The sequence below is a fragment of the Isoptericola halotolerans genome (assembly GCF_003003075.1).
Lineage (GTDB): Bacteria > Actinomycetota > Actinomycetes > Actinomycetales > Cellulomonadaceae > Isoptericola > Isoptericola halotolerans_A.
Genome location: NZ_PVTX01000011.1, coordinates 33,736 through 57,071, shown reverse-complemented (window position 1 = coordinate 57,071; position 23,336 = coordinate 33,736). Strand labels below are relative to the sequence as shown.

The following is a 23,336-nucleotide window of genomic DNA, read 5'->3' as shown; positions in this document are numbered from 1 at the left end:
TGGGCGTGGGCGTGGGTCAGTAGGAGACGAGCAGCGGGACGGTCATCTCGGCGGGCGTCAGCGAGCCGTGGACGCCGGGCATCCGGCGCGCGCCCTCGGGGTGCAGCCGGGAGTCGACGATCGTGGCGTTCCCGCGGGTGGCGACGACGACGTCCCCGAGGGCGGGCAGCACGTGGTCGGCGACCGGGCCGAACCAGCCCGCGTCGATCGCCGTGTCCCGCAGCACCACGAGAGCGTCGTCGCCCAGCACGCCGGCCCATCGCTCGGCCACGGCGGCCGGCTCGGCGCCGGGCGTGACGTAGACGTGGGTCGCCCGCGGCTCGCCGCCGAGGAGTGCGACGTCCCGGTCGAGGGCGGGCTCCGCCGCGACGTCGTGCTGGCGCGCCATGTCGGTCGCGACCTGTCCGTGGTCGGCCGTGACCAGCACGAGCGTGCCCGCGGGGACGCTCGCCACGAGGCGGCGGAGCTCGGCGTCGGTGGATTCCAGCGCGTCCCCCCACTGCCACGAGTCGGGGCCGTGCTTGTGGCCGACGGAGTCGACCTCGGCCTGGTACAGGTACACCAGACCGTCGTCGCGCAGCGCGCGGAGAGTGGCGTCGACGCGGTCGGAGAACTTTTCGGCGACGACGTAGCGCGGTCCGCGCAGCGCGGCCCGCGTCATCCCGGACGCCTGGAACTTGGCCGGGCCGGGCGCCACGACGCTCACGCCGGCGCCCAGCGCCTCGAAGACGGTGGGCTCACGCTGGAGGTCGGCCGGGTCGGTGCCCAGGGGCGCGGAGGTCTTGGTGCCGGGCCGGTAGGGGTCGGACTGCTCCGTCCACGACACCATCGTCGCCAGTCCCCCGGTGGCCGGGTTGCGCTGGGTGTAGCCGACCAGGCCGGTGCGGCCGGGCGACGTCCCGGTGCCGAGCGTCGCGAGGGCGGCCGCCGTCGTCGAGGGAAAGCTCGTCAGCAGCGAACGCGCGTCGGGCAGGAGCCGGCGCAGGAACGGCGCATGGCCGCCCCGCTCGGCGAGGTTGTGCATGCCGAGGCCGTCGACGACCACGACGACGACGCGGCGCGCTCCGGGCAGGCCGAACGCGGCGGCGCAGTCGGTCGACCGCAGGCCGGTGCTGGTGGTCAGGTCGACGCCGAGCGCGCCTGCCGCGGCGGGCAGCACGGCGGCCAGGGAGTCGCTGCCGTACGACGGCGCGACGAGCTCGTCGGGCAGCGTGACCGGCGTCATCGGGCGGCGCGTCCGCCCACCCCGGTGGCGGCCGAGAGCTCGCGGGCGAACGCCGCGGCACGCCGGACGGCGTCCCGGCCCTCGGCGGCGTCGGAGACGCGCACGACGATGTCGTCGGGCGTGATCTGCCCGGTGTACCCGTGGTCGGCGTCGCAGCTGGGGTCCGGGCACTGCGCCGGTTCGAGGTCGAGGCGGGAGACGGCACCCCAGCCGACGGCGAGCGTCAGCTCTGCGGCGCTGTCGCCGGGGCGGTGGTCCGCGGGCTCGGCGACCACGTGGGTCAGCGCGACCGACCGCACCTCGCCGAGCGGTACCGCCTCGGTAGTGGCGGCGGCGGACGACGGGTTGGCGGCGTCACCCTCGTGGTCGTCCACGTGCGCGGCGACCAGGCGCGTCGGCGTCAGCACGAGCACGGTCAGGTGGCGGCGCACCTGGCTGTCGAAGGTCGTCTCGGCCTGGACGAGGTGCGCGAGGACCGGCTCGTCGGCGATCGCGACGTCGATGACGTCGTTGACCAGGTCCGGGTAGTACCCGGCCCGGAACACGTGGGCGGTCAGGTCGTCACGAAGGTTCTTGCGAGTGGTCGCGGAAGGCACCCGCCCATCTTCCCACTTCCGAGCACCCGGCGGCACCGGCCTGTGGACAGCGCCGCCTCGGGCCCGCCGCGTCCCGCTCAGCCCGGCAGGGCGCGCCGCAGGGCGTCGGCCCGGCGGCCGGCGGGCCGCAGCCGCACGGTCGCGTGGAGCACGGACGCGCCCTGCTCGGCCACCACCACCGGGTACAGCTCCAGGGCGGCGAGCTCGGGCAGGTCGTCCGCCATGACGGAGACGCGGGCGAGCACGTCCTCGAGCGCGTCGACGTCGGCCGGCGGCGCTCCCCCGTAGCCGTAGAGCCGGGGCGCGGCGCGCACCGTGCTGACCAGTGCCGAGACGTCCACGTCCGTCAGCGGCGGGATCCCGTGCGCGACGTCGTCGAGCAGGTCGACGGCGTCGCCCGCCAGGCCGAAGGACACCATCGGCCCGAACAGCGGGTCCTCGGCCGAGCGGACCACGCAGGCGACGCCGGGCGGGGCCATGGACTGCACCTCGAGCTCCGGGGCCTCGTCGCCCAGGACCGCCTGCGCGACGGCCTGCAGGCGGGCGACGTCCGCGCGCAGGTCGTCCGCGTCGCCGATGTCGAGACGCACTCCCCCGAGGTCGTTGCGGTGCCGCAGCGCCGGTGCGGCGCTCTTGAGCGCGACCGGCCAGCCGAGCTCGTCCGCCGCGGCGACCGCCTCGTCGGCCGTGCGGACGGGCACCGAGCGCCACAGGCGGATCCCGTAGCAGCCCAGCAGCTCGGCCGCCTCGGTCGCGTCCAGGTCACGGGCGTCGGACTCCGCGGCCCAGCGCTCGACGAGCCGACGTGCCCGGCGGGCGTCCACGCCGTCGGGCGCCACGTAGTGCCCGCGCTCCTCGACGCGCGCGGCCGTGTGCTCGACGACCTTGCCGAGCGCGACGACGGCGTCCTCCGGGGTGGAGAAGGCCGGGATGCGCACGGTGCGGCCGTCGGGTGCCTCCGCGGCGAGCTCGTCCGGCATGCCGTGCAGCCCCAGCATGGAGGCCACCGTGGTGCGACCCGTGCGCGCGGCCGCCTCGGCCACGGCCCGGGCGATCGCGCCGGTGCGGGGCTGGACCACGGGCACGTCCACGACGACGACGGCGTCGCACGCGCCCGGCGCGTAGAGCGCGTCGACCGTCTGGGCGATCTGCTCCTCGCGGGCGTGCGGCCGCAGGAAGTCGCTGGAGGCGGCGACGGTGAGCCCCGCCGACGCCGCGGCCTCCGCGACGAGGGCCGCGAGCGCCGCCGACGACGCGAGGATCCCCACGCGGCTCCCGGCGGGCAGCGGCTGGTGGGCCAGCACCTGGGCGATGTCCATGAGCTGGTGGGTGTTGGCGGCCTGGATGACGCCGGACTGGCGCAGCAGCTCGTCGAGCAGGCGGCGCGGTGCGTGCGTCGCGCGCACGGCGTGCCCGGGCGGGACCACCTGGCCGGACCGGCCCGCCGTCGCGACCACGACCGGCTTGACGGCGGACAGCCGCCTGGCGATCCGCGAGAACTTGCGCGGGTTGCCGATGGACTCCAGGTACAGGCACACGACCTCGGTGGCGTCGTCGTCCTGCCAGTACTGCATGAGGTCGTTGCCGGAGACGTCGGCGCGGTGCCCGGCCGACACCAGGGAGGACACGCCGAGGCCGCGCCGCTCGAGGGTGGCGGTCAGGGTGACGGCGGCCGCCGCGGACTGGCAGAACAGCCCGACGACGCCGGGGCGGGGCGGGTGCAGCGCGAGGCTGGCGCGCAGGGCGGCACCCGGCGTGGTGGTGAGCACCCCGTAGGAGACGGGGCCGACGACGCGCATGCCGGCGGCGTGGGCGACGCGCAGCAGCTCACGGCGGCGTTCCATGCCGTCGGTGCCCACCTCGGCGTAGCCGCCGGACAGGACGACGACGCCGCGCGCGCCGGTCGCTGCGAGCCGCCGCACCGTCTCGACGGCCTCGTCGGGGCCGACGGCCAGCAGCGCGAGGTCCACCTGCCCGACGGCGTCCCACCCGGTCGCGTGCGCGACGCCCTCGGGTACGTCGCCGGGCGGGTCGAGGACGACGAGCTCGGAGTCGCCGGGGTCGTTCTGGTGCGCGTCCAGGATCCGGCGGGCGAGCAGCGCCTCCGGGGTGCCGTCGTCGTGCCCCTGCTCCCCGCGGCCCGGCCCGACGAGCAGCAAGCGCCGAGCGGAGAGCAGCCCGGCCATGGAGCGCGCCTCGGCGCGGTGCTCCCGGTCGGCCATGACGGCGCGCGAGCGTTCGGTGGGGTCCAGGTCGATGCCCACCGTGACGATGCCGTCGTCGAGGTGCTGGCTGATCTCGTAGCCGGCGTCGCGGAAGACGCCCAGCATGGAGGCGTTCTGCGGCAGGACCTCCGCGGTGAAGCGCCGCACGCCGCGCTCGCGTGCGGCGGCGGCGACGTGCTCCAGCAGCACCGAGGCCAGGCCCTTGCCCTGCACGGAGTCGGCGATGTTGAACGCGACCTCCGCCTCGCCGTCGGTGATGACGTCGAACCGGGCGACACCGAGGACGTCCTCGCGCTCGGCGCCGTCCTCGTCCGTGCCGGGCCGGACCGCCACCAGGGCGACCCGGTCCTGGTGGTCGAGGGTGACGAGGCGGGCCAGCTCGCGGTCCGTCAGCCGCTTGATCGGCGCGAAGAAGCGGAAGTACGCGGACCGCTCCGACTGCCCCTCCTGGAAGCGCTGGATCGCGTCGGCGTCATCGGTGCGGATGGGTCGCACGTGCATCGTGGTCCCGTCGCGGAGCACGACGTCGGCCTCCCACTCGACCGGGTAGGGCGCTGGGCGCTGATCGTCCATCCGAGCAGGCTATCCGGTGGGTGAGCGGGGCACCGGACAAACCCGCACGTCACGGCTGTGCCGGGAAACTCACAGGTGGACGGCAGCCACGGTCCAGGCGGGTGCAGCACGGTGGGCTCAGCGGCGCGGCACCGGGCCGGGCCGGGAGGGAGAAGCACCATGCGCAGGTGGATCGTGCGGGCGGTGGCCGTGGCGGGAGCGTTCGGGCTGGTGTCGTTCGGGGCCGGGGCGGCGGCAGCCGCGGTGACGCTGCCCGAGTACGGGCGAGCCGTCGTGGCCGACGAGGATCGGGAGGTCACGCTGGCCGACCTGGTGCGGCTCGACGCGTTCGACGCGCCGGCCGTGGGTGGTTCCGGGGGGCTCGCGGACGGCGAGGTCCCCGGCGAGATCATCGACCTGGCGGCGGCTGCTCGCGTCATCGGCGTCTCTCGGGCGCAGCTCGACGTCGCGCTGGCGCGCGAGGGAGCGACGCTCGCCGGCGTGGCCGCGCGGCACGGGGTGGCGTCCGAGCACCTGGTGGACGCTCTCGTCGCGGACGCGGCCCGGCGGCTGGACCAGGCCGTGCTGGCCGGCGGGGTCACCGTGGTCGAAGTGGCGGAGCGGCGGAGCGCCCTGGCGGACGTCGTGCGCGACGCCGTCGAGGCGGACCGTTCGGTGCGCATGGCCGTGTAACGGCCGATCGCCGTGGGACCTACCACCGACGACGCCGCCAGGCTCGGAAGGACGCCTCCGGCCCGCCTGCACCGCCCTCCCGCGCACTGGCGCTACGCTTCCCTCGAACGTCCGTACGGGGCCGGTGTGCCGCCGTCGGGCGTACCAGGAGCCGAGCAGCACGAGCAGTCACCAGGGAGCCGCACCGCATGGCGCGCAAGAAGGCCGCACCCGTCGCCGACGAACCGTTCGACGAGAAGATCGTCGACATCGACGTCGCCGCAGAGATGGAGACGTCGTTCCTCGAGTACGCGTACTCCGTGATCTACTCGCGTGCGCTCCCGGACGCTCGCGACGGCCTCAAGCCGGTGCAACGCCGCATCCTCTACATGATGTCGGACATGGGGCTGCGCCCCGACCGCTCCTACGTCAAGTCCTCGCGCGTGGTCGGCGAGGTCATGGGCAAGCTCCACCCGCACGGCGACGCCGCGATCTACGACGCGCTCGTGCGCCTGGCGCAGAGCTTCTCGCTGCGGCTGCCGCTCGTCGACGGCCACGGCAACTTCGGGTCGCTCGACGACGGCCCCGCCGCCCCTCGGTACACCGAGGCCCGGCTCGCCGCGCCGTCGATGGCGATGACCGCCGGGCTGGACGAGGACGTCGTCGACTTCATCCCGAACTACGACAACAAGCTCACCCAGCCCGAGGTGCTCCCCTCGGCCGTGCCGAACCTCCTGGTCAACGGGGCGTCCGGGATCGCGGTGGGCATGGCCACCAACATGCCGCCGCACAACCTCGTCGAGGTCGTCGCGGCCGGCCAGCACCTCCTGGCGAACCCCGAGGCCACGCTCGAGGACGTCATGCGGTACATCCCCGGGCCGGACCTGCCCACGGGCGGCAAGATCGTCGGGCTCGAGGGTGTCCGGGACGCCTACCGCACCGGGCGCGGCTCGTTCCGCACTCGCTCGACGGCGCGCATCGAGAACGTCACGCCGCGCCGCAAGGGCATCGTCGTCACCGAGCTGCCGTACACGGTAGGCCCGGAGAAGGTCATCGAGAAGATCGCTGACGGCGTCAAGAACAAGAAGATCCAGGGCGTCACCAACGTCCAGGACCTCACGGACCGCTCCCACGGCATGCGGCTCGTCATCGAGGTCAAGACCGGGTTCGATCCCGAGGCCGTGCTCGAGCAGCTCTACCGGACGACGCCGCTGGAGGACTCGTTCGGGATCAACAACGTCTCGCTCGTCGACGGTCAGCCCCGCACCCTCGGCCTGCTCGACCTGCTGCGCGTGTGGGTCGAGCACCGCATCGACGTGGTGCGCCGCCGCTCCACGTTCCGCCTGGGCAAGCGCAAGGACCGCCTGCACCTCGTCGAGGGACTGCTGGTCGCGATCCTCGACATCGACGAGGTCATCCAGGTCATCCGGACCTCCGACGACGCCGCCACCGCCCGCGAACGCCTGCAGTCCGTGTTCGACCTGTCCGAGGCGCAGGCCTCGTACATCCTCGACCTGCAGCTGCGCCGCCTGACCAAGTTCTCGCGGATCGAGCTGGAGTCCGAGAAGTCCGAGCTCGAGAAGGAGATCGCCGCGCTCGAGGAGATCCTCGGCGACGAGGCCAAGCTGCGTCGCGTCGTCTCGGACGAGATGGGCGACGTCGCCTCCACCTACGGCACCCCCCGCCGGACCGTGCTGCTCGACTCCGCCGGCGGAACGGCGGCGTCGGCCGCCGCCACGCCGGCCGCGCGTGGGCGCAAGGCGCCCGCGATCGACCTGGAGATCAAGGACTCCCCCACGCGCGTGCTGCTGTCTGCGACCGGTCTACTAGCCCGGACCTCGGGCGAGGGCGCGGAGGCCCCGGTCGAGCGTGCCGGACGGCGCCACGCGCACGACGCGCTGCTCGGTGACGTCGAGGCGTCGACCCGCGCCGAGATCGGGCTGGTGACCAGCGCTGGCCGGCTGCACAAGATCTCGGTGCTGGAGCTGCCCGCACTGCCTGCCACCGACGGTCCTCCGTCGTTGTCCGGTGGGGTCCCCGTGCGCGAGATGGTCACGCTGGACCCGGGCGAGGAGGCGCTGGCCGTCGTGTCGCTGACCGACGACGCCCCGACGCTCGCCCTGGGCACCCGTCAGGGCGTCGTCAAGCGGGTCGCCGGCGGCGATGCGCCGCGCAACGGCGACGTCTGGGACGTCATCTCCCTCAAGGACGGCGACGCCGTGGTCGGCGCCGCGCCCGCGGCGGACGACGACGAGCTCGTGTTCGTCGCCTCCGACGCGAGCCTGCTGCACTTCGACGCCTCGGCCGTCCGGCCGCAGGGACGTTCCGCCGCCGGCATGGCCGGCATCCGGCTCGCCGCCGGCCAGCGCGTCGTGTTCTTCGGGGTCGCCCGGGCCGCCACCCGCGACCTGCACACCGTCGTGACCGTCGCCGGGGCCGCCGACGCCCTGCCGGGCACCGGAGCCGCCTCGGCCAAGGTCACCCCGTACGAGCTCTACCCCGGCAAGGGCCGTGCGACGGGCGGTGTCCGTGCGCACCGGTTCCTCAAGGGCGAGGACTCCCTCGTCATGGCCTGGGTCGGCGAGGGACCGGCGCGGGCCGTCGGCTCGGGCGGTCAGCCCGCCGAGCTGCCCGAGGAGACCGTGCGCCGTGACGGGTCCGGCACGCCGTTGTCAGGTCCGGTTGCCGCGATCGGCTGACCTTCGATCAGCGATGGTCGGCCTGCACCGGTCCATGTCCACCCTCCAGGTTCGCGACGTCCCGGACGACGTCACGAAGGTCCTCAAGGAGCGTGCCGCGGTGACGGTGGTCAGCGCGAGACGGCCGCGGCGATGGCCTCCCCCAGCTCGACCGGGCGCGTGAACATCGGCCAGTGGCCGGTGGGCAGGTCGACGATCTCGTAGTCGTGCATCGCCGCCAGCTCGGCGGTGTAGGGCGACCCTGCACCCATGAAGTGCCGGTACATCGAGCTGGGGCTGTCGAAGCCTTCGAACGCCTCGCTGGCGATGACGGTCGTCGGCACCTCGTAGCGCCGCTCGTCGCTCAGGACGACGGGATCGGACGCCACCCGGGCCGGCGTCGGGATCGCGACGGCCCGGAACCGCTCCCGCAGGTCGTCGTCGAGTCCCACCAGGTCCGGTTCGTCGAACACCGACCAGTCGGGCAGCGGGATCTCGCCGTCCACCACGGGCAGCTCGTCGTTGATGACGCTCCCGTGCCCCATCGGCACGGCGTCCACGTAGACGTTGCGGGCGATGCGTCCGGGGCGGCGGTCAGCGACCGCGTGGACAACTGCTGCGCCACCGGAGTGGCCCACCAGCACCACCGCGGCGTCGGCGGGCAACGCGTCGACCGCCGCGACGACGGCGTCGACGTGGTCCTCCAGGGTGATGCCGGACCGGTCCTCGTCGACCGAGCCCATACCGGGCAGCGTGACCGGGTGGACGGTGTGCCCCGCGGCCACGATCGGCGGGGTGACGGCGTCCCAGGCGGACGCGTTCAGCCAGAATCCGGGTACCAGGATGATGTCCATGCCCCTGAGCGTAGGTGTGGCCTCTGACACAGGCACCGCTATCGTGAGCGCATGCGCGTCGGCACGCTGGATCAGCTCCTCGACCTGCTCGACGGCGTCGTCGCCGCTCACGAGCGCGGCGACCGCACCTCCCGCTCGGCGGAGCCGTTCTGGCAACGGATGCTGACCACACCCGGTCATCCGCTGGCCACGACCCTGCCGGACGAGACGCTCGTCGACTGGCACGGACGGGGCCTGCTCGGGGAGCTCCGCGGCGCCCGCGTCCTCGACGTCGGCTGCGGCAACGGACGCAACGCCGCGTGGCTCGCCTCGCAGGGCGCGCACGTCGTCGGCATCGACATCGCGACCGGCCTCCTGGACGCCTCGCGGCCCGGCATGCCGGACGGCGTCACGCTGGCGTCCGTCGACGTGCTCCGCGAAGAGCTGCCCGCCGGGCCCTTCGATCTCGTCTACGACTCCGGGTGCTTCCACCACCTCGCGCCGCACCGTCGGCTGACCTACCTGCAGCGGGTGCTGCCGCTCCTCGCCGAGGGCGGCCGCTACGGCATCGTCACCTTCGCCCAGGAGCGCCAGCCGAGCATCGGCGACACGGAGATCCTCACCACCGGCGACACGGCGGGCGGCACCTCGTTCACCCTGGAGGATCTCGCGTCGATCTTCGGTGACGACCTGCATCTGCTGGAGTCGCGAGCCGTGCGGGAGGACCGCGCCGACGCCTTCGGCGCCGGATTCCTCAACGCGGCACTCTTCCGACGCGAGCACTGACGGGAGCCTGCCTCGTGCCACATCGTGAGAGTGACGCGACCTCCTGGCACGCGGATGCTTGGATCGCTCCGTGTCCGACGACGAGTTCTCCGCCGACCCGGCCCGCCTCGACCACGCTCGTGTGCACGAGCTGCTGAGCGAGCACGCCTACTGGGCGACCGGCCGCACCCGGGAGGCGCAGGACGCCGCGATCGCGGCGTCGCGCAACTACGGGATCTACACGGCGGCGGGCGAGCAGATCGCCTACGCCCGCGCGGTGACCGACGGCGTGACCTTCGCCTGGCTGGCGGACGTGATCGTCGACCCCGCCCACCGCGGTCGCGGGCTGGGCACGCGGATCGTCGACGGCGCCCTGGCGGATCTCGACACGCTCGGCCTCAAGCGCGTCCTGCTCAAGGCTTCCCCGGAGGCCCGTGCCGTCTACCTCAGCGCGGGGTTCACCGAGCTCGACGAGCCGGACACGTGGCTCCAGCGGCGGTCTCCGTCAGCCTGAGCGGGCTGGCGCCCATGACCACTTGCTGGTCTGGAAAGTAGTTTCTATGCTGACAGGGTGTCCCGATCCACACCCGAGTCCGACGACGCCGGTCAGCTGCTTGCCGCAGCTGGACGCGTCACGCTCGACGGCCGAGACGACCGTCTCCGGCACAGCGCGGTCCTGTGGGCGGCGGGTCTCGGCATGGCCGCCATCGCACTCGTCGGGCCTCTCACTGGCGGCCGATCGTGGTTCCTCGTCGCGCTCGCCGGCGCCTTGGTCCTCACCCTCGTGCTGATCGCACTGACCGCCTACCTCTCCACCAGCCGGTCGACGACGATCCCTCGCGGAACGAGAACGATCACGCGCAACACGGTGGTCCTCGGCGTGCCCGTGGTCGTCCTCGGGGACCATCTGGTGGACGCCGCCGGCGGGGGCAGCCTGGCGCACGTTCTCCTGGTGTGCGCCGTTCTCGCGCCGTACGCCACGGGGGCCCTGCTGATCGCCTTCCGACCGACACCGAGGAGCGACCGATGATCGCACCGCGCCCCTCCCCGGACGAGGCCGCCGCTTCGCTGGAACGCGCCACCCCACGCCCGTTGAGCAGGACCCGCGACCACTGGGTCCACGGCTGGACGGTGGCGGCGCTCGCGCTGGCTGTGGGAGCCCTGACGGGTGTGGTCCTCGGCACCTGGGGCACGACCTGGCAGTGGCGAGGAGCCGCGAACATCGGGGCGCAGGGCGCCTTTCTCGCCTTGCTGGTGACGACGGTGGTCTGGCGCGACCGGGCGTCGAGAACGCGACCTCGACGTGCCCTCAGGACGGCGATGTTCGGGACGGTCACCACGGGTGTGCTCGCCCTCGGCGTGGCCACCCCGGTCTACCTTGCCGGCCTGCCGTCCCCCGCTCCCTGGGTGACGCTGGGGCTCGCCGCTGTCGTCGCGACGCCGGGCCTCGTGGCCGGCGCGATGATCGTCCGAGGAGCGCGGTGAAGCACCCGCGGCACCAGCTCGAGGAGTCCTTGAACTCGCCGGTCCGGTTCAGCATCGTCGCCGCGCTCAACACCGTGGACGAGGCGGAGTTCGCGGTGGTCCGTGACGCCGTCGAGGTCTCCGACTCCGTGCTGTCCAAGCACGTGGCCACCCTGGAGCGCGGCCGGCTCGTGGCGGTCCGCAAGGGGCACGTCGGCAAGAGGCCGCGCACCTGGCTCCGGCTGACCAAGGACGGCCGTCGAACCTTCGCCGCGCACGTCGCCGCGCTGCGCGCGATCGCCGACGGCGCAGGTGGGCCGGCCTGACGAGATGCCGCGCCGCCGTCGTCCCGTCGGGTCAGGGCCGCAACGGTGTCCAGCCGAACGGCACAGGCCCGCGGATCACCGCGCGGTCGAGATCGGCCCGGTGGGACCAGCCCTGGCCCGCCCGGTCGCCCGGACTCCCGGCGAGGCCGCGGGCCACCCGGAAACCCACGTCGTCCAGTCGTGCTCCGGGCATGCTGCCGCGACGGACCGAGGCACGGACGCTCCAGTGCCGGTCTGCCCATCCGCCGCCCCGCAGGCTCCGGTAGTCGGCGTACCGGGCGGTGTCGGCGTAGTCCCAGCACCACTCCCAGACGTTGCCGAGCATGTCGAACAGTCCGAAGGCGTTCGGCTGCTTGAGCCCCACCGGCTGCGCCCCGTCGACGTGATCCGCAGCGGTCCATGCGACGTCCGCCAGCGGGCCGTAGGTCGGGCCGTCGGTGCCGGCTCGGCAGGCCCACTCCCACTCGGCCTCGGTCGGCAGGCGGAACCCGTCGGCAGCCACGTCCCAGACGACCGAGGACCCTTCGATCGCGTACGGCTCCGTCAGCCCTTCCTCGGGCGAGGCGTCGTTGCACCAGGCGACCGCGTCGCGCCACGAGATGGAGTGCACCGGCATGTCACCACGAGCCCCCTCCGGCGCCGTGGTCCCGCGCACCTGCGCGTACTGCGCCCACGTGACCGGGCTGCGCGCGAGCTCGAACCCGGCGAGCTCGACGTCGCGGGTCGTGCCGGTCCGTGCGTCGCGCAGCGTGATCGTGCCGGCGGGCACGTCCACCAGGTGTGATCGAAGGGCCGCCATACCTGTCGCTACACCACGGCCCGTGCGGTCGTCTGCCGCGCTACGACACCGGCGACGAGCAGCACCTGGCCCAGCACGTAGGTCGCCATGATCCAGAAGCCGGAGAGCGACGGCACGGCGTCCGAGAACTCGCCGAGCGCGATCATCGCGTCGGAGAAGAGGAACAGCAGTCCGCCGAGCCAGGCCAGGCGGTGCACGCCGGTGGCCAGCACGGCCATCGTGGTCAGGCAGAGCGCGTAGACGACGACGGCGACCGCCAGCACGCCGGGGGCGCCCGGCAGGCACAGGGTCAGCAGGGTGACGGCCAGGAACACGTACACGGCGGCCGCCGCAGGATGCAACGCCAGCACGGACTCACGCCACGACGGCCAGAAGGCGGCCACGTAGACGACCTGGGCGCAGAGGAACGCGCCGACCATCGCCAGGTACGCCGCGTCGCCGGTGAACCCGTCCGGCAGGGTGTCACCCACCCAGGAGAAGCCGAGTGCGACGAGGGTCAGGCGGACCATGCGCGTCCGGGGTGTCGCCGTCGTGCACCAGAGCGTGGCCGCGAGCGCCGGCATGAGGAACCACTGCGTGGTCTCGGCCACCACGCCGGCGTCGAGGAGCTGCGCCACCAGGTGGGCAGCGGTGAGCGTGGCGAGGAGACCGGCCGCGACGCGCGCGGAGCGCGTGGCCAGCAGCGGGTGTTCGGGCCGGTCGGCAGTGGTCATCAGCCGGATCGTAGCGGCTACAGCTCGATGGAGAGCATGCGCGATCCGTGCGTGAACTCGTACCCGAGGCCGGCGTACATCCCGTGCGCGCCGGACGGGTTGGCGGTGTCGACGTCCAGGCACGCGAACTCCATGCCGTCCGCGGCCATGGCGCGCATCCCGGCCGCGAGCGCCGCCACGGCGGCCTTGCGTCCTCGGTAGGCACGCCGGGTGCCGAGCAGCGCGGTGTACCCGAAGGAGTAGCCGCGCACGGCGAAGTCCTCGTCGAACCGGTCCGCCATCTGGTAGCCGACGACGAGCGGCTCACCCGCTCGCAGGGAGGCCGCAGTCTCGGCGTCGGTGTCGGCGTCCGCGAGCAGGGCGTCGACGTCGGGTGCGTCGTCGAGCACGAGAAAGGACCAGGCCGGCACGAACGCCGAGCGCGACGAGGTCCACTGCTCCGCCGTCTGCGGTTCGCTGCCCCAGTGGTCCCGGAACGCGTCGTTGTGGGCCAGCCGTGCGGCGTCGTCGAGCTCCGGGGCGAACGGCACGAGCCGCAGCGATCCGTCGAGCGTGACGTCGGGCAGCGGCGCGGCGACGAGGTCGCGCAGGTCGCGGCGCAGGTCGGAGTAGAAGCGGCGCGGCGTGAAGCCGGCGCGTTCGTAGAGCCGCGCCTTCGACGCCGGGCCGTCGTCCTCGGCCATCACGGCCAGGCGCGCCGGAAGGTCCTTGCCCGACGCCGCGAGCACCTGTCGGCCCCGGGCGACCTGCCAGGCGAAGAGCTCGCGCCCGATCCCCTGGCCGCGCACCTGCGGATGCACCCCGCCGAAGAGGAAGGCGCGCACGGTGCGGGTGTCGCCAGGCATCGACTCGACCGTCCCGTAGGCCCGGAGCCGGCCCTCGCCGTCGACGCCGACGAGGGAGTCGGTGTCGAACCGCCGCCAGGGCGCCTCGAACAGCTCGGTGATCTCCTCGATCGACTCCCGGTAGGGCTCGTCGTCCGTCTCCGCGATGGTGTTGCGCAGCGCCAGCAGGGCCGGGGCGTCGTCCGGCACGGCCGGCCGCCAGGTGAGCGAACCAGCAGTGATGGACGGCAGCGACGCCGGTGCGGCGGCGCGTTCCGCGATCGGTGCGAGGCCAGTGCTCGAGTCGACGGTCGTCATGGCCCGAGCGTAGGTCTCACCAGGCGTCCGCCGCACCGTGATTTCTGCCGTCCCGGCTACGCTGAGCCGGTGACCTCGACGCTCGACCTCTCCGCCGCCGACGCCCGCTCCGACGCCCTGCGGGAGGCGCTGCGCACCCGCGTGGTGGTGGCCGACGGCGCCATGGGCACCATGATCCAGGCGGCCGACCCGTCCATGGAGGACTACCAGCAGCACGAGGGCTGCAACGAGATCCTCAACGTGACGCGCCCGGACATCATCAACGCGGTGCACGACGCCTACCTGGAGGTGGGCGTCGACGCGATCGAGACGAACACGTTCGGTGCGAACTGGTCGAACCTGTCGGACTACGGCATCGACGACCGGATCCGCGAGCTCGCTCGTGCCGGGGCCGCCCTGGCCCGCGAGCGCGCCGACGCCTTCGCCACGCCGGACCACCCGCGCTGGGTGCTGGGGTCCATGGGGCCGGGCACCAAGCTGCCGTCGCTGGGTCACACCACGTACGACCACCTGCGCACCACGTTCGCCGAGCAGGCCGCCGGGCTCCTCGAGGGCGGCGCGGACGCCCTGCTGGTCGAGACCAGCCAGGACCTGCTGCAGACCAAGGCCGCGGTGACGGCGTGCCACGACGCGATGCGTCCGGTCGCCGAGGGCGGCGTCGGTCGCTCTGTGCCCGTGATCGCCTCCGTGACCGTCGAGACCACCGGCACCATGCTCATGGGTTCGGAGATCGGCGCGGCGCTGACCGCGCTGCAGGCCATCGGCGTCGACGCGATCGGCCTGAACTGCGCCACCGGTCCCGAGCAGATGAGCGAGCACCTGCGCCACCTCGCTCGGCACGCCGACGTCCCCGTGACGTGCATGCCGAACGCCGGGCTGCCCGAGCTCGGTCCCGACGGCGCCGTCTACCCGCTCTCGCCCGAGGAGCTGGCGGCAGCACACACGCAGTTCGTCGACGAGTTCTCCCTCGGCCTGGTCGGGGGCTGCTGCGGCACGACGCCGGAGCACCTGCGCCAGGTGGTCGAGGCGGTGCGCGGACGCGCGCTGCGGCCGCGCGAGGTGGAGCGGGAGAACGGCGTCGCCTCCCTGTACTCGCACACCGACCTGTCTCAGGACGCCTCGTACCTGGCGATCGGTGAGCGGACCAACGCGAACGGGTCCAAGGCGTTCCGCGAGGCGATGCTGGAGTCCCGGTGGGACGACGTCGTCGACATCGCCCGCGCCCAGACCCGCGACGGCGCGCACCTGCTGGACGTCTGCGTCGACTACGTGGGGCGCGACGGCGTCGCGGACGTCCGGGAGGTCGTCTCCCGGTTGGCCTCGGCCTCCACCCTGCCGCTGGTGATCGACTCCACCGAGCCGGAGGTGATCCGCGCCGGGCTGGAGCTCGTGGGCGGGCGCGCCGTGGTGAACTCGGTGAACTTCGAGGACGGCGACGGGCCCGGGTCGCGGTTCCAGCGCGTCATGCCGGCCGTCATGGAGCACGGGGCCGCCGTCATCGCCCTGACCATCGACGAGGAGGGTCAGGCGCGCACCGCGGACAAGAAGGTCGCCATCGCGTCCCGGCTCATCGACACGCTCGTGGACGACTGGGGCATGCGGGTTGACGACATCATCGTCGACACCCTCACCTTCCCCATCGCGACCGGCCAGGAGGAGACCCGCCGCGACGCCATCGAGACGATCGAGGCGATCCGCGAGCTCACCCGCCGCTACCCCACCGTGCACACCACGCTGGGCGTGTCGAACGTGTCGTTCGGCCTCAACCCGGCCGCCCGCACGGTGCTCAACTCGGTGTTCCTCCACGAGGCCGTGCAGGCCGGGCTGGACTCCGCCATCGTGCACGCCGCGAAGATCCTGCCGCGCACCGCGATCCCCGACGAGCAGTGGGAGGCCGCGGAGAACCTCGTGTGGGACCGGCGGGTCTACGACGACGAGGGCAACCTCACGCACGACCCGCTGTCCCACCTGCTGGAGACGTTCTCAGGCGTGGACTCCGCGGCGCTGCGCGACCAGCGCGCCGCGGAGCTCGAGGCGCTGCCGGTGGGCGAGCGCCTCGAACGCCGGATCATCGACGGCGCCCGCAAGGGCCTCGAGGGCGACCTCGAGACGGCCCTGGCCGACGGCATGAAGGCCCTCGACATCGTCAACACCCACCTCCTGGGCGGCATGAAGGTGGTCGGCGAGCTGTTCGGCTCCGGGCAGATGCAGCTGCCGTTCGTGCTGCAGTCCGCCGAGGTGATGAAGGCCGCCGTGGCGCTGCTCGAGCCGCACATGGAGAAGGTCGAGGGCGCCGACGAGCAGACCAAGGGCACGATCGTGCTGGCCACCGTCCGCGGCGACGTGCACGACATCGGCAAGAACCTCGTGGACATCATCCTGACCAATAACGGCTTCACCGTGGTCAACATCGGCATCAAGCAGCCGATCTCCGCGATGATCGAGGCCGCCGAGGAGCACGACGCCGACGTCATCGGCATGTCCGGGCTGCTGGTGAAGTCGACCGTGGTGATGAAGGAGAACCTCGCCGAGCTGGAGTCGCGCGGGCTCGCGCAGAAGTGGCCGATCCTGCTCGGTGGCGCGGCCCTGACGCGGACTTTTGTCGAGGACGACCTCGCCTCGCAGTTCCCCGGCGTCGTGCGGTACGCCCGCGACGCGTTCGAAGGTCTGCGGCTCATGGAGCCGCTCGTGGCCGTGGCTCGCGGGGCGTCGGTCGACGACGTCGGTCTGCCCGCGCTGCGCAAGCGCCGGCACAACGTCGTCAAGGTGACCGAGACCGCGCCCGAGGACCTGCCGGCGCGCTCCGACGTCGCCGACGACAACCCCGTCCCCGCTCCCCCGTTCTGGGGCACGCGCGTGGTCAAGGGCATCCAGCTCGCCGACTACGCCGCATACCTCGACGAGCGCGCGACGTTCATGGGGCAGTGGGGGCTGAAGCCGGGCCGCGGCGAGGATGGTGCCTCCTACGAGGAGCTCGTCGAGACCGAGGGGCGTCCGCGCCTGGCCGAGTGGATGTCGACCATCCGACGGGACCAGGTCATGGACCCCACCGTGGTGTACGGGTACTTCCCCGTGTGGTCCGAGGGCGACGACATCGTGGTCGCCCACCACGGGCCCGGCATGACCGGGCCGTCCGGCGAGATCGGGGCGCCCGACGGCGGTTCTGGCGGCCCCGTGGGGACCGAGCGGTTGCGCTTCACCTTCCCCCGCCAGAAGCGCGACCGGCACCTGTGCCTGGCCGACTTCGTGCGGCCGAAGTCGTGGGTCGAGGAGACGGGGCAGTTCGACGTGCTGCCGATCCAGCTCGCGACCGTCGGTGAGCCGGTCTCGGCGTACACGGCGAAGCTGTTCGAGGCGAACAAGTACCGCGAGTACATGGAGCTGCACGGGCTGTCCGTCCAGCTCACCGAGGCGCTGGCGGAGTTCTGGCACGCGCGCGTGCGGTCCGAGCTCGGGTTCGCCGACGAGGACCCGGAGAACGTCGAAGGCATGTTCAAGCTGGAGTACCGCGGTGCGCGGATGTCGCTCGGCTACCCGGCATGCCCGGACATGGAAGACCGGCGGAAGGTCGTCGAGCTGCTCCGGCCCGAGCGGGTCGGAGTGACGCTGAGCGACGAGCTGCAGCTGCACCCCGAGCAGTCGACGGACGCGTTCGTGCTGCATCATCCTGAGGCGAAGTACTTCTCGGTCTAGTCCGCTTCACGCTGCCATGCGCGTTGAACCCACACGGTCAAGCCACACTCGGTACGCTGGCGGAGCCAGTACATGCGGCGTCCGCGTACGGAGCTAACTTGCCGCCAGGGCCTCAGGCGGCTAGGGCAACCACTAGGGGAACTACATGCAGAATCGAAATATCGAAGATCTTCCTGTCGAATACGACTCCCTCGGCCATAGCACCGGCGTTGAGGCCGAAGAAGACGACCCGAACAACGAGACAATTGACGAACCCTTCGACCCGGCGAAAATCGACGTAGTAACACGCACACCGACTGTAAGTCTACTACTTGCTCGGCTCCGCCGCGGGGTCCTTGATTTGACACCTGACTTTCAACGCCGAGCCGGAATCTGGACCGACGTCGCTCAGAGTAGGCTCATTGAGTCACTACTACTAAGGATTCCACTACCGACGCTATACGCGGCCGAGAGCGGTGAGGATAGCTGGGTGGTGGTCGATGGGATCCAGCGACTGACTACTATCGCGCGTTTTGTGCAACCCGACCTCATCCGCAAGGACTACCCAAACCTCGAAACACTGCGCCTTACTGGCCTAGAGTATCTGGGCCAGTACGAGGGGGCAACATATAGCGACCTGCCAGGCAACCTGCAGACCCGCATTGACGAGGCCGAACTCCTCGTACACCTAATTCGTGCCGGAACGCCCGAGCCAGTAAAGTTCAACATCTTTGCCCGAATAAACACAGGTGGCTTGCCACTGACTGCCCAGGAGTTGCGACACGCCCTAATACCTGGGCCCGCTAGACAACTGCTCGCAGAACTTTCTCGGTCTGCAGAGTTTCTACACGCAACTGACGGGAGCATCCGAACGACACGCATGGCGGATCGCGAGATGGTACTGCGATTCCTTGCGTTCTTGATGCTTGACCCAGACGAACACTATCGAGGAGACCTTGACGGGTTCCTTCGTGATGCAATGGAATTGATCAACCATACAACAGTCGAGCATCATGAGAAGCTCGGTGACAGTTTCCGACGCTCGATGAACGCAGCCGCACGCATCTTTGAGACAAACGCGTTTCGCAAGCTAAACAACTGGGAACCGAACCGCAGACTTCCAATCAACAAGGCTCTCTTCGAGACGATATCCGTGAACTTAGCCCGGCTGTCCCAGAAGAACCTTGACCTCCTCACTTCAAATCGAGAAGAAGTAGATATGCGGTTCCGAGAGCTTCTTCAAGACGAGGATTTCTACAACGCAATATCAGTTGGGACAGGAAGCGTCGAGAAAGTTCGCGAGCGCTTCAAGGCAATCGACAACTTGTTTAACGAGATGACATCATGATCAACGCCATAGAACTTACGAACTTCAAAGCCTTCTCGCACAGCAAGATCGCCTTGAAGCCGCTCACGCTTCTAACTGGGCTAAACTCTTCCGGAAAAAGCACAGTACTGCAGGCCTTCGGCCTGCTTCAGCAAGCTCTTGATCGGCTCCCCGAGAACTTCTCCCCCGGCAGGTACTCCGACAGAGTACCTCTCAACGGCGAGTACGTGGAACTGGGCACTGGCCGAGACGTCCTTCATGAAGGCCACACATCAAAACCGCCAACTATCGAGATACTCACACACTTCCAAGGCGGAAAGCGTGCCGGAATTTTGGCCGAATACGTCGCGGCAAGCGACGCGCTTCCTTTCACTCTGATCGGAGCTTCCAATGATGGCGTGGAAAGTCTCGACTTCACTGTTCCGGACCACGTGTTCCAGTACCTCAGAGCTGATAGAGTTAACCCATCGACGACTTATCCGAGATCTTACCGAGCGGCCACGGAACAACATTTTCTCGGCACACGCGGTGAATACACTGGTGACTATCTCCGCGAGCATCAGGATGACTTGATATTGCACGGACCCCGGCTTCATCCGCATGGTCAATCGAACCGACTTCTCGCGCAAGTGGATGCCTGGCTGGGTGAGATATGCCCTGGGGTTCAAATTTCTGCCGAGGCCATCGACAATACCGACTTGGTCAGGCTGGGTTTTCGCAATTCATCTCCCGGTGCGGCGGTTAGCCTCGCTCGTCGCCCAACGAACGTCGGCTTTGGCCTCGCATATTCCTTGCCAATTATCGTGTCTCTGCTGGCAGCTCGAAGCGGAGCGCTTCTGCTACTTGAGAATCCAGAAGCCCACTTGCACCCTCGCGGCCAGTCGGCAATGGCTCGCCTCGCATGCGCCGCAGCTGCGACGGGGACGCAGGTACTTATAGAGACACATAGTGATCACGTTTTAAACGGCGTCCGTCTCGCAGTAAAGAATCGGCACCTCGCGGCGAGTTCTACGCAGCTGCACTATTTTCAGCCTGGAGACGGTGGTGCAATTTCAATCACCAGCCCTGAGATCGGTGAGGATGGAATGATCTCGGCATGGCCAGAAGGATTCTTTGACGAGTGGGACTATTCGATCGAAAGCCTCCTGGAGTAATCTCCGCAATTTTGTGATACAGCTATGCGACCGCACGTTTGGAGGCATCTCGTGCAGATTATTGCTTTTCACAATGAACTGGCGATGAACGACGATCGTGATCCCACTGACGCAGACGTAGCCGTCGGCGAGGTTTGTCGAGCCGTACGTGAAGTTTCGAAGCGGAGGCCAGGGCTAGTAGTCGTTGCTCCGTCGATACTCGAACACGATGTTGCAAGGAACTACAAGTTCCGAGATTGGTTGCGCAAGCCCAAGAACCGGGACCTGGGACGCTGGCTGCTAACCCGTGCCAATAGGGCTCCGATTAGTAGGCCTGTTTCTTCGGATGAGTCAGGGGTCGAGTACGTCTGTAGAGGCAAGGTCGCTGCTGGTCTCGGGGCGGCACATATTTATGATGGAATTGCTTTCTCACTCGACGATAGGGGAGAATGGGCAAGTTCGGCGGTCCCGATTCATCGTAGCCGGCTCGTTGAACGGGATGTCGGTGAGATCGATGTCGTCGAGGACCGTGTCACGGTCCGCAACCTGTCTCGCGTCACTCATCTCTCACCCCATCTGGATTGGATAGCGAAGTTTGGACTATCTGATGTCACTACTGGACATCAGGTTTGGAATAGTCGCGACGAGTTCTATCCGTACCTCCGCTTCCTGCCTGGAGTAGAGGGACAATTGATTTCCCTCGAACGCTCATGGGTCGAGCCGGTCGCAAAACAACTTTATCTGATCAATCGTGCTGCAATCGAATGGGATCCGGAAGAGCGACCAGCTCCGCTCTGGTTATCCAAAGTAACACCTGAACATGAGGTCAGACGTCGGAGCGGAATCTTTGACTTCCTCGACGTTGACCAACGAGTTCACACCTTCGATCTGCACTCTCGCTTTACGCCCGGCCCGGGACGCGTCTATTTTAGGCTCGCAGCGGACGAGCGCAAGATTGTAGTTGCACACGTTGGCAGGAAATTGATCTAGCCGCGGTACCTGCGATCGGATAGTCCGGCGCGAACCTGAACGCTGGGTTTGAAGACCTCGGCGAGCCGAGCGTACTCTGATGCGTCGTATGCAGGGGGGCTGTTCGTCGCGATAGTCGTTGTGTCCCACGGCCTTGGGCGCGGGCTCCTCGGCATACCGACCGCCCACGACCGCGACGTCGCCCTCGCGGCCCTGGACATGGTCGGCATGCTCGACAAGGTCTGGACGCGCGCCGGGTCCCTGTCCGGCGGGCAGCAGCAGCGCGTCGCCATCGCGCGGGCGCTGTCCCAGGAGCCGAGCATCATGCTCGCCGACGAACCCGTCGCCAGCCTCGACCCGCCCACCGCGCACGCCGTGATGGGGGAGCTGGAGCGCATCAACGCCGACCACCACCTCACCGTGCTGGTCAACCTGCACCTCATGGACCTCGCCCGGCAGTACACGCGCCGCATGATCGGCCTGCGCGGCGGTGAGGTCGTCTACGACGGCCCCGCCGCCGAGGCCACCGAGGCCGACTTCGAGCAGATCTACGGCCGCCGCATCCGCCCGCAGGACCGCCTCGGGGACCGCACATGACCCCCGGCACGACGGCGGTACCCGCCACCCGCTTCGAGCTCCCGCCGCGGCCGCGCATCTGGCCGCGCCGCACGGCGATCGTCAGCGCCCTCGCGGCGTTCACCGTGGCGACCTGCCTGCCCGCGATCGGCGGCGTCGAGATCGACCTGGGCGCCATCGCCCAGAACTGGCGCCGCGGCGCCGCCAACCTCTCCGCGCTGCTGCAGCCGAACTGGGCGTTCGTCCCGCGCACCATCCAGCCGATGCTGGAGACGCTGCAGATGGCGTTCGTCGGCGCCGCGATCGCCGCGGCGCTGTCGGTGCCGCTCACCCTCTGGGCCGCGCGCCCCACCAACCCGCACACCCCGACCCGCATGGCGGTGCGGGCCGTGATCAACGTGATCCGCGCCGTGCCCGACCTCGTCTGGGCGACCATCCTCGTCGCCATGGTCGGCGTCGGCGCGCTGCCCGGCCTGCTCACGCTCGTGCTGTTCGACGTCGGGATCGTCGTCAAGCTCGTCTCCGAGGCCATCGACTCCGCCGACCACCCGTACCTCGGGGCGGCCCGCGCCGGCGGCGCCACCCAGCACCAGATGAACCGCGGCCTCGGCCTGCCCCAGAACCTCCCGCTCTTCGCCAACCAGTGGCTCTACGCGCTCGAGCTGAACGTCCGCATCTCGGCGATCCTCGGCATCGTCGGCGCGGGCGGCATCGGCCGGCTCCTCGACGAACGGTTCGGCTTCTTCGCCTACGGCGACGTCTCGGTGATCATCCTCGAGATCCTCGTCGTGGTGCTGATCATCGAAGCCGCGTCCCACCTGCTGCGCCGGAGGCTCGCATGAGCGACACGCTGGAGAACCGGACCCGCACGACGACGAGCCCCGCCGTCGTCCTGCCCCCGCGCCCGTCGCGCCTCGCGCAGACCGTCGCGACCGCCGTCGTCGGCCTCGTGCTCCTCGTGTCCGTCACCACCCTCGACGTCGAGTGGGCCGAGCTGCGCGGCCTGCCCGCCGCCGTCGGGGAGTACGGCGTGCTGATGTTCGCCGATCCGGACTGGTCGCGCCTGCCGCGCGCCCTGTTCGAGATGTGGCGCTCGATCTCCATGGCCTGGCTGGGCGCTCTGCTCTGCGTGGTCGTGTCGATCCCGCTCGGCATGCTCGCCGCCGACGGCGTCGGCCCGGCCTGGCTGCGCCTGGCCCTGCGCGGTGTCTTCGCTGTCATCCGCGCCGTGCCCGAGGTGATCATCGCGCTCGTCCTGCTCACCGTCACCGGGCTGACGCCGTTCACCGGAGCGCTGGCGCTGGGCATCGCCGGGATCGGCACCCAGGGCAAGTGGACCTACGAGACGATCGAGACCCTGCGCGACGGCGCCGCGGACGCCGTGCGCGCGGCCGGCGGCGGACGCACCGCCGTGATCCGCTGGGCGCTGTGGCCGGCCGCGCTGCCCGCGCTGCTGTCGTTCGCGCTCTACCGGTTCGAGATCAACATCCGCATGTCCGCCGTGCTCGGCATCGTCGGCGCGGGCGGCATCGGCAGCATGCTGGCGAACTACACGAACTATCGTGCCTGGGACACCGTCGGCATGCTGCTGATCGTCGTGGTCGTCACCACGATGGTCGTCGACGCCGTCTCGGGCGCGCTGCGCCGCCGCATCATGGAAGGGCCCTGA

Annotated in this window: 21 protein-coding genes; 14 read left to right on the top strand and 7 right to left on the bottom strand. The window is 70.4% G+C overall.

What is annotated here, in order from left to right; translation table 11 throughout:
* Nucleotides 1-16 precede the first annotated feature (16 nt).
* From BCL65_RS15210 to BCL65_RS15200, 3 genes are all read right to left on the bottom strand, one after another.
* On the bottom strand, nucleotides 17-1,225 hold the full coding sequence (locus BCL65_RS15210) for an alkaline phosphatase family protein (RefSeq protein WP_106269367.1): 1,209 nt from the start codon (nucleotides 1,223-1,225) through the stop codon (nucleotides 17-19).
* The gene (locus BCL65_RS15205) at nucleotides 1,222-1,821 is read right to left on the bottom strand and encodes a DUF5998 family protein (RefSeq protein WP_106269366.1); all 600 of its coding nucleotides are present in this window, start codon (nucleotides 1,819-1,821) and stop codon (nucleotides 1,222-1,224) included. The genes BCL65_RS15210 and BCL65_RS15205 overlap by 4 nt, the downstream gene beginning before the upstream one ends.
* A gap of 77 nt (nucleotides 1,822-1,898) precedes the next feature.
* The gene (locus BCL65_RS15200; protein ID WP_106269364.1) at nucleotides 1,899-4,619 is read right to left on the bottom strand and encodes a GNAT family N-acetyltransferase; all 2,721 of its coding nucleotides are present in this window, start codon (nucleotides 4,617-4,619) and stop codon (nucleotides 1,899-1,901) included.
* Between the two features lie 159 nt (nucleotides 4,620-4,778).
* On the opposite strand from BCL65_RS15200, the gene BCL65_RS15195 reads away from it, so the two are divergent.
* Together BCL65_RS15195 and BCL65_RS15190 are read left to right on the top strand one after the other, a co-directional pair.
* A complete protein-coding gene (locus BCL65_RS15195; protein WP_106269363.1) occupies nucleotides 4,779-5,291 on the top strand; it encodes a hypothetical protein in 513 nt (170 codons plus the stop codon).
* Nucleotides 5,292-5,479: 188 nt separating this feature from the next.
* Nucleotides 5,480-7,969 carry a DNA gyrase/topoisomerase IV subunit A gene (locus tag BCL65_RS15190; protein ID WP_106269361.1) on the top strand — a complete coding sequence of 830 codons (2,490 nt, stop codon included), beginning with the start codon at nucleotides 5,480-5,482 and terminating at the stop codon, nucleotides 7,967-7,969.
* A gap of 110 nt (nucleotides 7,970-8,079) precedes the next feature.
* On the opposite strand, the gene BCL65_RS15185 is transcribed toward BCL65_RS15190, so the two are convergent.
* Entirely contained in the window at nucleotides 8,080-8,802 is a 723-nt protein-coding gene (locus tag BCL65_RS15185) for an alpha/beta fold hydrolase (protein WP_106269360.1), read from the bottom strand.
* Nucleotides 8,803-8,853: 51 nt separating this feature from the next.
* On the opposite strand from BCL65_RS15185, the gene BCL65_RS15180 reads away from it, so the two are divergent.
* From BCL65_RS15180 to BCL65_RS15160, 5 genes are all read left to right on the top strand, one after another.
* Nucleotides 8,854-9,567, top strand: a complete 714-nt coding sequence (locus tag BCL65_RS15180; protein WP_106269358.1) for an SAM-dependent methyltransferase — start codon at nucleotides 8,854-8,856, stop codon at nucleotides 9,565-9,567.
* Between the two features lie 70 nt (nucleotides 9,568-9,637).
* Nucleotides 9,638-10,060, top strand: coding sequence for a GNAT family N-acetyltransferase (locus BCL65_RS15175; protein WP_106269357.1), 423 nt, complete (start codon nucleotides 9,638-9,640; stop codon nucleotides 10,058-10,060).
* 57 nt (nucleotides 10,061-10,117) lie between these two features.
* Nucleotides 10,118-10,576 (top strand): hypothetical protein, encoded by a 459-nt coding sequence (locus BCL65_RS15170; protein ID WP_106269355.1) that lies wholly within the window; start codon nucleotides 10,118-10,120, stop codon nucleotides 10,574-10,576.
* A complete protein-coding gene (locus BCL65_RS15165; protein WP_106269354.1) occupies nucleotides 10,573-11,031 on the top strand; it encodes a hypothetical protein in 459 nt (152 codons plus the stop codon). Before BCL65_RS15170 ends, BCL65_RS15165 begins: the two co-directional genes overlap by 4 nt.
* Nucleotides 11,028-11,336: a winged helix-turn-helix domain-containing protein gene (locus tag BCL65_RS15160; RefSeq protein ID WP_106269353.1), complete on the top strand. Its 309-nt coding sequence runs from the start codon at nucleotides 11,028-11,030 to the stop codon at nucleotides 11,334-11,336. The genes BCL65_RS15165 and BCL65_RS15160 overlap by 4 nt, the downstream gene beginning before the upstream one ends.
* A gap of 31 nt (nucleotides 11,337-11,367) precedes the next feature.
* Here BCL65_RS15160 and BCL65_RS15155 read toward each other — a convergent pair whose 3' ends face one another.
* From BCL65_RS15155 to BCL65_RS15145, 3 genes are read right to left on the bottom strand one after another with little or no spacing between them, the layout of a single operon-like run.
* Nucleotides 11,368-12,114, bottom strand: a complete 747-nt coding sequence (locus BCL65_RS15155) for an SUMF1/EgtB/PvdO family nonheme iron enzyme (protein ID WP_106269427.1) — start codon at nucleotides 12,112-12,114, stop codon at nucleotides 11,368-11,370.
* 29 nt (nucleotides 12,115-12,143) lie between these two features.
* A complete protein-coding gene (locus BCL65_RS15150; RefSeq protein ID WP_106269351.1) occupies nucleotides 12,144-12,848 on the bottom strand; it encodes a lysoplasmalogenase family protein in 705 nt (234 codons plus the stop codon).
* A gap of 17 nt (nucleotides 12,849-12,865) precedes the next feature.
* Nucleotides 12,866-13,990, bottom strand: coding sequence for a GNAT family N-acetyltransferase (locus BCL65_RS15145; RefSeq protein ID WP_106269350.1), 1,125 nt, complete (start codon nucleotides 13,988-13,990; stop codon nucleotides 12,866-12,868).
* A 69-nt stretch (nucleotides 13,991-14,059) separates the two neighbouring features.
* Here BCL65_RS15145 and metH point away from each other — a divergent pair, with 69 nt between their 5' ends.
* The 7 genes from metH (at nucleotide 14,060) to phnE (BCL65_RS15115) (ending at nucleotide 23,336) form a co-directional block, all read left to right on the top strand.
* Nucleotides 14,060-17,683, top strand: a complete 3,624-nt coding sequence (gene metH, locus BCL65_RS15140) for a methionine synthase (protein ID WP_106269348.1) — start codon at nucleotides 14,060-14,062, stop codon at nucleotides 17,681-17,683.
* 145 nt (nucleotides 17,684-17,828) lie between these two features.
* Nucleotides 17,829-19,010 carry a DUF262 domain-containing protein gene (locus BCL65_RS15135; protein WP_106269347.1) on the top strand — a complete coding sequence of 394 codons (1,182 nt, stop codon included), beginning with the start codon at nucleotides 17,829-17,831 and terminating at the stop codon, nucleotides 19,008-19,010.
* Complete coding sequence (locus BCL65_RS15130) at nucleotides 19,007-20,143, top strand: AAA family ATPase (protein ID WP_106269345.1); 1,137 nt, start codon at nucleotides 19,007-19,009, stop codon at nucleotides 20,141-20,143. The genes BCL65_RS15135 and BCL65_RS15130 overlap by 4 nt, the downstream gene beginning before the upstream one ends.
* Nucleotides 20,144-20,194: 51 nt before the next feature.
* Nucleotides 20,195-21,112: a hypothetical protein gene (locus BCL65_RS17840; RefSeq protein ID WP_125206564.1), complete on the top strand. Its 918-nt coding sequence runs from the start codon at nucleotides 20,195-20,197 to the stop codon at nucleotides 21,110-21,112.
* Between the two features lie 120 nt (nucleotides 21,113-21,232).
* Nucleotides 21,233-21,688, top strand: coding sequence for an ATP-binding cassette domain-containing protein (locus BCL65_RS15125; RefSeq protein WP_308701016.1), 456 nt, complete (start codon nucleotides 21,233-21,235; stop codon nucleotides 21,686-21,688).
* Nucleotides 21,685-22,509 (top strand): phosphonate ABC transporter, permease protein PhnE, encoded by an 825-nt coding sequence (phnE, locus tag BCL65_RS15120; protein ID WP_106269344.1) that lies wholly within the window; start codon nucleotides 21,685-21,687, stop codon nucleotides 22,507-22,509. The genes BCL65_RS15125 and phnE (BCL65_RS15120) overlap by 4 nt, the downstream gene beginning before the upstream one ends.
* A complete protein-coding gene (phnE, locus tag BCL65_RS15115) occupies nucleotides 22,506-23,336 on the top strand; it encodes a phosphonate ABC transporter, permease protein PhnE (RefSeq protein WP_106269342.1) in 831 nt (276 codons plus the stop codon). The genes phnE (BCL65_RS15120) and phnE (BCL65_RS15115) overlap by 4 nt, the downstream gene beginning before the upstream one ends.

Excerpts from the sequence above, each read along its gene's own strand:
- BCL65_RS15210 (WP_106269367.1), bottom strand. The coding sequence starts at position 1,225 with ATGACGCCGGTCACGCTGCCCGACGAGCTCGTCGCGCCGTCGTACGGC.
- BCL65_RS15200 (WP_106269364.1), bottom strand. The coding sequence starts at position 4,619 with ATGGACGATCAGCGCCCAGCGCCCTACCCGGTCGAGTGGGAGGCCGAC.
- BCL65_RS15195 (WP_106269363.1), top strand. The coding sequence starts at position 4,779 with ATGCGCAGGTGGATCGTGCGGGCGGTGGCCGTGGCGGGAGCGTTCGGG.
- BCL65_RS15190 (WP_106269361.1), top strand. The coding sequence starts at position 5,480 with ATGGCGCGCAAGAAGGCCGCACCCGTCGCCGACGAACCGTTCGACGAG.
- BCL65_RS15185 (WP_106269360.1), bottom strand. The coding sequence starts at position 8,802 with ATGGACATCATCCTGGTACCCGGATTCTGGCTGAACGCGTCCGCCTGG.
- BCL65_RS15180 (WP_106269358.1), top strand. The coding sequence starts at position 8,854 with ATGCGCGTCGGCACGCTGGATCAGCTCCTCGACCTGCTCGACGGCGTC.
- BCL65_RS15165 (WP_106269354.1), top strand. The coding sequence starts at position 10,573 with ATGATCGCACCGCGCCCCTCCCCGGACGAGGCCGCCGCTTCGCTGGAA.
- BCL65_RS15150 (WP_106269351.1), bottom strand. The coding sequence starts at position 12,848 with ATGACCACTGCCGACCGGCCCGAACACCCGCTGCTGGCCACGCGCTCC.
- BCL65_RS15145 (WP_106269350.1), bottom strand. The coding sequence starts at position 13,990 with ATGACGACCGTCGACTCGAGCACTGGCCTCGCACCGATCGCGGAACGC.
- BCL65_RS15135 (WP_106269347.1), top strand. The coding sequence starts at position 17,829 with ATGCAGAATCGAAATATCGAAGATCTTCCTGTCGAATACGACTCCCTC.
- BCL65_RS15130 (WP_106269345.1), top strand. The coding sequence starts at position 19,007 with ATGATCAACGCCATAGAACTTACGAACTTCAAAGCCTTCTCGCACAGC.
- phnE (WP_106269344.1), top strand. The coding sequence starts at position 21,685 with ATGACCCCCGGCACGACGGCGGTACCCGCCACCCGCTTCGAGCTCCCG.
- phnE (WP_106269342.1), top strand. The coding sequence starts at position 22,506 with ATGAGCGACACGCTGGAGAACCGGACCCGCACGACGACGAGCCCCGCC.